This window comes from Mojavia sp. (genome assembly GCF_059505145.1).
Genome location: NZ_JCACKA010000013.1, coordinates 1 through 6,808 on the forward strand (window position 1 = coordinate 1; position 6,808 = coordinate 6,808).

Sequence of the window (6,808 nt, forward strand, 5' to 3'; positions counted from 1 at the left end):
TCTTAACGGTTTACTTGCTATTTGAGTGTTTCTGCCAAAAGTGGATGCTCCCATTAGCTTTGGCTGAAGCTTCTCGCCAACAGAAACGTCGCCTTCATCGTAATCCAGTTTCCACAATACAAGCTTTGGTTAATCAACATCAGGAACTTCTTACTGTGCTTGAGTCTCAGCCTCTTTCATACCAATTAGATAGCTAGGGGGTAGTAACTGAAAAGTCGCGTAAGCTGTGGAATAGGCTATTTCCTACTTGAGTTCCACCATCAATAGTTTTGATGTTTCCGTCTATCTTAATATTTGAATTGTTGGGCAGAGTAAGATCGGGAGTCATTTGCGCGTTAGATGGAGAAGTCATAAGCAAAGAAAGAAGTGCTATTAATGCACTTTTATTACTATTAATTTTCATCCAAATCTAAAACCTGTATTTACAAGTACTTGTTTTCTAAATTTAGAAAAAGTTAATGAATATTAAAGTATTGATTTGAGCCTGTGAACTTAATATATAAGAATTTGACATATTATGAAAAATTTATCAAGTAAAAATATTGATTTTAAAGCTGGTTTTAAGAATTTAGAATTTAGGATAATTTGTAGTTATTAATTGAGGATTTTTCAATAATAAAAATATATTTATTTAGTCAAAAGTTGTGTCTGCAAAGCTCCTTAATTTTTGCAACTATCTAAAGGGAGAGAAAAGCTAGATAATAGCAATAAAGTTTGTTGGAGAATATTAAAAACCTTATTTGTCCTAATTTGTAATAAAAATATAAAAATTATCTAATTTGGATACGATAAATTTATAAGTTAAATCCAACTTTTTGCGGCTTTATTGTAGCCTATTTAGGTGGTGACGATTGCCAATCATTTGATGGCTGGAAAAAGAGCAATACAATAATAAACCTTAAGTACAATTGTAACCATTTTTATATTTGACTTCTAGTAGTTTTCCGAATCTATGCTGATCTACCGCTAAATTATTAGCTTCATATATGATGCGATGATTCTTGAGTTTGGGAGAAATAACTTCTATATATTGCTGGCGTTATCTAAAAATTATTGGCTCCACCCTTCATCTCAATCTTCGTCCCACTCTTGCTCCCAAGCCTGCTCGTTGTATATCTGAGTCGCTTGAGATATCTTGAGCTTGTAAGCGGCTGAAACATATTTTCTTGGTTGCCAATTTATATTGGGATATCTGCCGTAGAAATATCTAACCGCATCTAGGCAGTCGTTAATTACTGGAATTTCCTCGTTGAGATAGTTCCGCAGATGGATTCCTAGACGTATTGCCTCCATTTCATGATTCTGAAAATAGTGTTCCTCAACATCAGGTGTAGAAATTAGCAAGACTCTCACCCAAGCATAATGTTGATAGACAGCTTTAGCGACAACTAAGCTTAGTTCTTGAGGCGTGTGATTGTAATTGGCTAGAAACTCATCAACTGCTTGTTCATCTTCTAAATCTACGTTTATGGTAGATTCTTGAACGAGTTGAAAGATGTCTAGTTCTGCTAAAAATGATTCGTACCAATCTTGAATTGTTTGACGGGTGAAAAATTTAGGAGCATCATCAAACGCTATTTTATCCCAGCCAGCGTCTGTAACTATTTCGTTACCTGTTTTAGGGATAAATAGGTTTTCTTGTTCTATCAACCAAGGGAATAATTTTTTTTGCTTTTTTTTCTTTCGCTTACCCATAGAATTTAGAGTCAAGGCATACTCTATACACTTAAGTTATTCCAAAACCATACATCTAAGCTGACTTGTGCGAATATCCTTCATTCTTCGTCTTCTTCCCAATCTGTGGAGTCTTCATCCTGTTGATGGGCTAGACGTTGTACGCGTAAACAGTAGAGGTCAGTAGCAATGGCTGTGGCTGCTCCAATAATTGCACCAACAAATACAGAAACAATGATGGGTTTTCAATCACCCTTCCAAAGGGCAGTGCTGTTGAAACTAGTTAGTAGAATGTATGCAACGATGGCAACTATTACATTGATACTCCTAATGCAACTGATTGAGGCAGACGTTGCCTTTTGAGAACAAATCATTGTATTGATGCCGCGAGCGCATCGCACCTCCATATAAGCGGAAAAATTCCCAGAATATGCGAAACGAATGTCAGGGCAGACAGAATCTCACACTCAAACGCTCACTCTTGAGCGCAAGTTTAGCCGTACCTTGACCCCAAGGTAGTAAATACTAAGTATTAAAAGTATCTCCTTACATTTTTGCAGCTATAACTGCTGGGGGTTTGGCTATACAATAATAAAAACTAACTACAAAATTTGATAATTTCAGTAAATATTTCAGCCAGAGATGTATTGCAATTAACTACTGGAAGAGTTCAGGCTGACCAACACATCAAGTACTTGTGTGCGAAAACTATTGCAACTCAGACAAAAGCACGGCGAGTTGTTGCAACTGATAATATCAATCACACAAACCATCAACACGCAACTCGCGCCAGATATCAGAAGCTTGCCAACCGCCAGAGTTAGCAACAGATCTGATTGTGGGATATTCAAGCACCGGAGCGTAGCTAGTGAAATATTCTGGGGCAAGGCTTTCTACATCTACATCTGGCTGCTGCTCAATAACAGGTTCGGAAGTAATGGCGGTATCAACTGGAGAAACTTCCTCTGGTGCTGGCTGTGTAGCAAGTGATTTCTTAAGAGTTAGGATTTCAGATTTTTTGGTAGGTTTCATGGTTATACAAGTTTCAAAAGCTTTAGACAGGAAAACAGATGCAGCTTGAAATTGAAATTTAATTAATGTCCCTAAATGGTGTGTGATTTGGATGAGAGTTACAAGTAGTGAAAACAAGCCAATTTGTTCGGTCTGTTAAACAAAGCAATTGACGACAAATGCAAATATAGAAGAAGCTAATGAAAAACCCCAACCTCAATGGAGGGATGGGGAAGAGAAAATAAAGCTTACTATCATGATGACACAACTAAATATCAATCTAAGCCCTGTCAGCCTGGGGGTGGGACAATGAACAAGCCACCTTCTAGACGCGCGAAATCCATTCCCAAGGATTCTACTCCTCCAAAGCCAGCCCTGAAACCTGCAAAAGATACCCAACAGCAAGATAATCCAGCTTCAGCAACAATTGAGGTGGCGGCTGTTGAAGTCCCGGAGTTAACTGAGCAGGAACAGCGAGATCGCCTGCATTTGGAGCGGAAAGTGGAGAGAGCGTTTTACGAGGGTGGAAAGGCACTCATGGAGTTGCGCGATCGCAGATTGTACCGTTCTACTCACCGAACCTTTGAGGAATATTGCAAAGATAGATTTGGATTCGAGCGCCGTCATCCTTATAGGTTAATGGAAGCAGCTGGGGTTGTAGATAATTTAATAAAAATGTGTCCAATTTGGACACAAAATGAAAGTGAGTCCAATGCTGCAACAGTCGAATCTGCTCAGACACAAATCCTGCCGACCAGTGAAGGGCAAGTACGTCCGCTCACTAAACTAGAAGCATCTCAGCAACAAGAGGTATGGCGACAAGCAGTAGAGCAAGTGGGTGGTAAAGTTCCTTCTGGCCGGGTAGTTAAGGACATTGTAGACAAAATTCGAGAAAGAACTCCTATCCCGAATCCCTACAGAAAGGGCGAAATCTGCGTTCTCGTACCCAAAGACAACCCAGACTTGAGGGGCAAAGGTGGTTATTGGGGCGTGGTCACTCACGTTGGTGAATACAGTTGCACACTCCAGACCTGGGATGGCGACTATACAGTAAAAATTGAACACCTGAAGTCCTTGGAACTGCTAGATGAAGATTGCCTCTTTATGGAGCAGCTATGTATGCGATTGCGGCAGTTGAATGCAGTGGCCAGCCGTGACCCGTCAGTAGATTGGCTGTTGCAGGGGTTGGGCAAGCAAGCCAAACCTTATCTGTCTTCGTTGCAGGCGAAGCTACTGGCGGCGGTGGAGAAGGAATACAAGATTGAGTGGAAGCAGAAGAGGTGAGGGTAACGCATCTTCTTTATTAGCTCAATTAAATACTTGTAGTTGGCAATGATTAAGCTTATAAGTAATTTAGCCATGACATAGATCGAATTTAAGCTCACAAAAAATTATTTGTACAGAAGTATTGAAATTGCTATGCCTCAAGTCAGCCAAAGAACAAAAATTACAATCTTTGATACAACCTTAAGAGATGGAGAATTAGCCTTAAAGCGCAAGTTGACAGTTGAGCAAAAGATTCGCTTGGCAAAGATTCTTGACCAAATGGGAGTAGATGTGATTGAAGTCGGTTATCCGGGAGTATTCGACAAAGATGCTGAAGAAATGTTATTGGTGTCAGAGCAGGTAAAAAATTCTACAGTCTGTGGTTTGGCTAGTAGTAAAGCCCAAGAAATTACGGCAGTGGCGGCTGCACTCAAAAAAACCCAAAAAGGAAGAATCAATATATTCACTCCAGTTCGCATCCCAGCAAATATGTCAGCGTCAGAGTTAATCCAAACCATAAGAGAAAGTGTATCCTTAGCCAGAAACTATTGCCCAAATGTAGAATGGTCAGCGTTTGATGCCACTCGCAGCCATCCTGATGTGATATGCAAAGCAGTGGAAACAGCAATTAATAGCGGTGCCATGACAATCACCATTCCTGACAGTCTAGGGGTAGCGAAGCCAAAAGAATTTTCGCATCTAATCGAAATGGTGAAGCAAAGAGTCCCAAATATTGAACAGGCAATCATTGGTGTTCATTGCCATGATGACTTGGGTTTTGCTTTGGAGAATTCATTGGTAGGGTTGGATGTAGGAGTCAGGCAGATTGAATGTTCGATTAATGGATTAGGAGTACGTGCGGGGAATGCTGATTTGGCAAAAGTAGTGGAGAGAATTGCCAATCATTCTAGCTATTACACAGGTATTGAGCAGTCATGGCTGAAGCAAGCATCAGAGATAGTAAATGAATTTATTTAGATACCAAGTTTATTCGCCAATTTTGTCCAAGAGTAGTTAGTGGCTATAAATGTGTACCTCAGTAAAGTTTTGGAGGAAGATAATTCATGTGGACATGGATGCGTTCTACGCATCGGTAGAACAGCGTGACAATCAAGAATACCGAGGCAAGCCATTAGTTGTTGGCGGCAGTCCAAATCAAAGGGGTGTGGTAGCAGCAGCCAGCTATGAAGCAAGAAAATTCGGTATCCACTCAGCCATGCCATCAGTAAGTGCGCTCGCTCGTTGTCCCTCCCTTATTTTCGTGCGACCGAGATTTGATGTCTACCGAGAAGTTTCTGCCCAAATCCACGTAATATTCAAACGCTACACCGATTTAGTTGAAGGGGTAGCTTTGGATGAAGCATACTTGGATGTGACCGAGAATAAACAAAACATCCCCTATGCGTCCACCATCGCCAGACACATCAAAGCAGAAATTCTAGAACAAACAAAGTTAACAGCAACGGCAGGCGTGTCAATTAATAAGTTTCTGGCAAAGATGGCATCAGGACAGAACAAGCCGAATGGACTAACGGTAATTCTACCCCAGGATGCTAAAGCTTTTGTGGAAGGGTTAGCGATTGAGAAATTTCATGGAATCGGGGAAGTAACAGCAGCGAAAATGCACTCGCTCGGCATTCATACTGGTGCAGATTTGAAAGCGCGCTCGCTTGCTGAGTTAACACAAAATTTTGGGAAGGTGGGGCATCATTACTATAAGATAGCTCTAGCAGAAGATGATCGTGCAGTTGAGCCGAACAGAGTCCGCAAGTCGGTTGGTGCAGAAACATCATTTGCGGTAAATTTAAGTGATCGCGCTCAAATGCTACACGAACTCGAACAAATTGCTTCTTTTGTCCAACAACGGCTTGAACAGAACTCCACAAGGGGACGCACGTTAACTCTAAAAATCAAGTTTTCTGATTACCAGCAAATCACGCGCAGTAAAACTCTACCTAATTACACCCGTGATTTAGAAACTATCATTGCAACAGCGACAGCACTGTTTGAAACAGTTGAGTTAGAAAACCGCAGCGTTAGGTTGTTAGGAATTGCATTGTTTAACCTAGAGAACGCGAAGCAAACACAAGTAATACAACTGCCACTGTTTGAAGGCAGTGGTGAATGAGTTGTAACCAATCTAATTACTAGAGTAGAAAAACTCACAGCCATTTGGTACAAATGTATTGTAGGCTGAAAAAGTTGAATTATGCACCTTCTGTGGTTTCGGCGAGATTTGCGGCTAACTGATAATGAGATTGTGACATTGGCAAGCGCTGACGGTGCAGCAGTTTTACCATTGTTCATTATTGATCCTTGGTTTTATACCTGGGCAGATGTGGGAAAGGGGAGAGTCAGGTTTTTGTTTGAGTCTTTGTCCAACCTTGACTATAATCTGCACAAATTAGGAAGTAAATTGTACTTATTTGAAGGCAATTCCACAGATATTTTGCAACAGAGCAGAAGAACTGAAAAATCAGCCTAAATCATGCTTCTCCTTAAAAGCATTTCGGGAGCGTTTGCGCTGGCATGATAGTTTTACTCAAAGACTGTATTTTCATCCAGAGATTGCCTACAGCAATCGCTACAGAGAATTTGATAATTTATACACACCAGAACCCTTGTCACCAGAAAAGCAGGAATTATTCGAGGCATGGCAACAGGGAATGACAGGTTTTCCACTGATTGATGCAAGTATGCGCCAACTATAAACGATGGGCTGGATGAACTTCCGTATGAGGGCAATGTGTGCCACATTCTTGACAATTAACTGTGGAATTTCATGGCATCACGGGGCTAAACAGGGAGCATCCACTTTTGGCAGAAACACTCAAATAGCAAGTAAACCGTTAAGATA

8 protein-coding genes and 1 pseudogene are annotated in these 6,808 nt (G+C 40.7%); 7 read left to right on the forward strand and 2 right to left on the reverse strand.

Features of this window, described 5'->3' with window-relative positions:
- The coding region (locus tag AC5JL8_RS01455) for a hypothetical protein (protein WP_495878004.1) at nt 1-197 on the forward strand (197 nt) is incomplete at its 5' end.
- Nucleotides 198-1,071: 874 nt separating this feature from the next.
- On the opposite strand, the gene AC5JL8_RS01460 is transcribed toward AC5JL8_RS01455, so the two are convergent.
- Nucleotides 1,072-1,710 carry a hypothetical protein gene (locus AC5JL8_RS01460; protein ID WP_495878005.1) on the reverse strand — a complete coding sequence of 213 codons (639 nt, stop codon included), beginning with the start codon at nt 1,708-1,710 and terminating at the stop codon, nt 1,072-1,074.
- 153 nt (nt 1,711-1,863) lie between these two features.
- Here AC5JL8_RS01460 and AC5JL8_RS01465 point away from each other — a divergent pair, with 153 nt between their 5' ends.
- The gene (locus AC5JL8_RS01465; protein ID WP_495878006.1) at nt 1,864-2,037 is read left to right on the forward strand and encodes a hypothetical protein; all 174 of its coding nucleotides are present in this window, start codon (nt 1,864-1,866) and stop codon (nt 2,035-2,037) included.
- A 393-nt stretch (nt 2,038-2,430) separates the two neighbouring features.
- Here AC5JL8_RS01465 and AC5JL8_RS01470 read toward each other — a convergent pair whose 3' ends face one another.
- Nucleotides 2,431-2,706: a hypothetical protein gene (locus AC5JL8_RS01470; RefSeq protein WP_495878007.1), complete on the reverse strand. Its 276-nt coding sequence runs from the start codon at nt 2,704-2,706 to the stop codon at nt 2,431-2,433.
- Nucleotides 2,707-2,994: 288 nt separating this feature from the next.
- Between AC5JL8_RS01470 and AC5JL8_RS01475 the strand changes: the two genes are divergently transcribed.
- The 5 genes and pseudogenes from AC5JL8_RS01475 to AC5JL8_RS01495 all read left to right on the forward strand — a co-directional run.
- Nucleotides 2,995-3,969 carry a hypothetical protein gene (locus AC5JL8_RS01475; protein ID WP_495878008.1) on the forward strand — a complete coding sequence of 325 codons (975 nt, stop codon included), beginning with the start codon at nt 2,995-2,997 and terminating at the stop codon, nt 3,967-3,969.
- 135 nt (nt 3,970-4,104) lie between these two features.
- Nucleotides 4,105-4,929: a hydroxymethylglutaryl-CoA lyase-like TIM-barrel protein gene (locus tag AC5JL8_RS01480; protein WP_495878009.1), complete on the forward strand. Its 825-nt coding sequence runs from the start codon at nt 4,105-4,107 to the stop codon at nt 4,927-4,929.
- 49 nt (nt 4,930-4,978) lie between these two features.
- Nucleotides 4,979-6,079, forward strand: coding sequence for a DNA polymerase IV (gene dinB / locus AC5JL8_RS01485; RefSeq protein ID WP_495878010.1), 1,101 nt, complete (start codon nt 4,979-4,981; stop codon nt 6,077-6,079).
- Between the two features lie 132 nt (nt 6,080-6,211).
- Nucleotides 6,212-6,436 (forward strand): deoxyribodipyrimidine photo-lyase, encoded by a 225-nt coding sequence (locus tag AC5JL8_RS01490; protein WP_495878011.1) that lies wholly within the window; start codon nt 6,212-6,214, stop codon nt 6,434-6,436.
- Between the two features lie 34 nt (nt 6,437-6,470).
- A pseudogene (locus tag AC5JL8_RS01495) lies at nt 6,471-6,808 on the forward strand (FAD-binding domain-containing protein); the annotation flags it as partial.

Bases quoted from the DNA above. Each gene is read 5' to 3' on its own strand.
- AC5JL8_RS01465 (WP_495878006.1), top strand. From the start codon at position 1,864: ATGGCTGTGGCTGCTCCAATAATTGCACCAACAAATACAGAAACAATG.
- AC5JL8_RS01480 (WP_495878009.1), top strand. From the start codon at position 4,105: ATGCCTCAAGTCAGCCAAAGAACAAAAATTACAATCTTTGATACAACC.
- AC5JL8_RS01470 (WP_495878007.1), bottom strand. From the start codon at position 2,706: ATGAAACCTACCAAAAAATCTGAAATCCTAACTCTTAAGAAATCACTT.
- dinB (WP_495878010.1), top strand. From the start codon at position 4,979: ATGTGTACCTCAGTAAAGTTTTGGAGGAAGATAATTCATGTGGACATG.
- AC5JL8_RS01475 (WP_495878008.1), top strand. From the start codon at position 2,995: ATGAACAAGCCACCTTCTAGACGCGCGAAATCCATTCCCAAGGATTCT.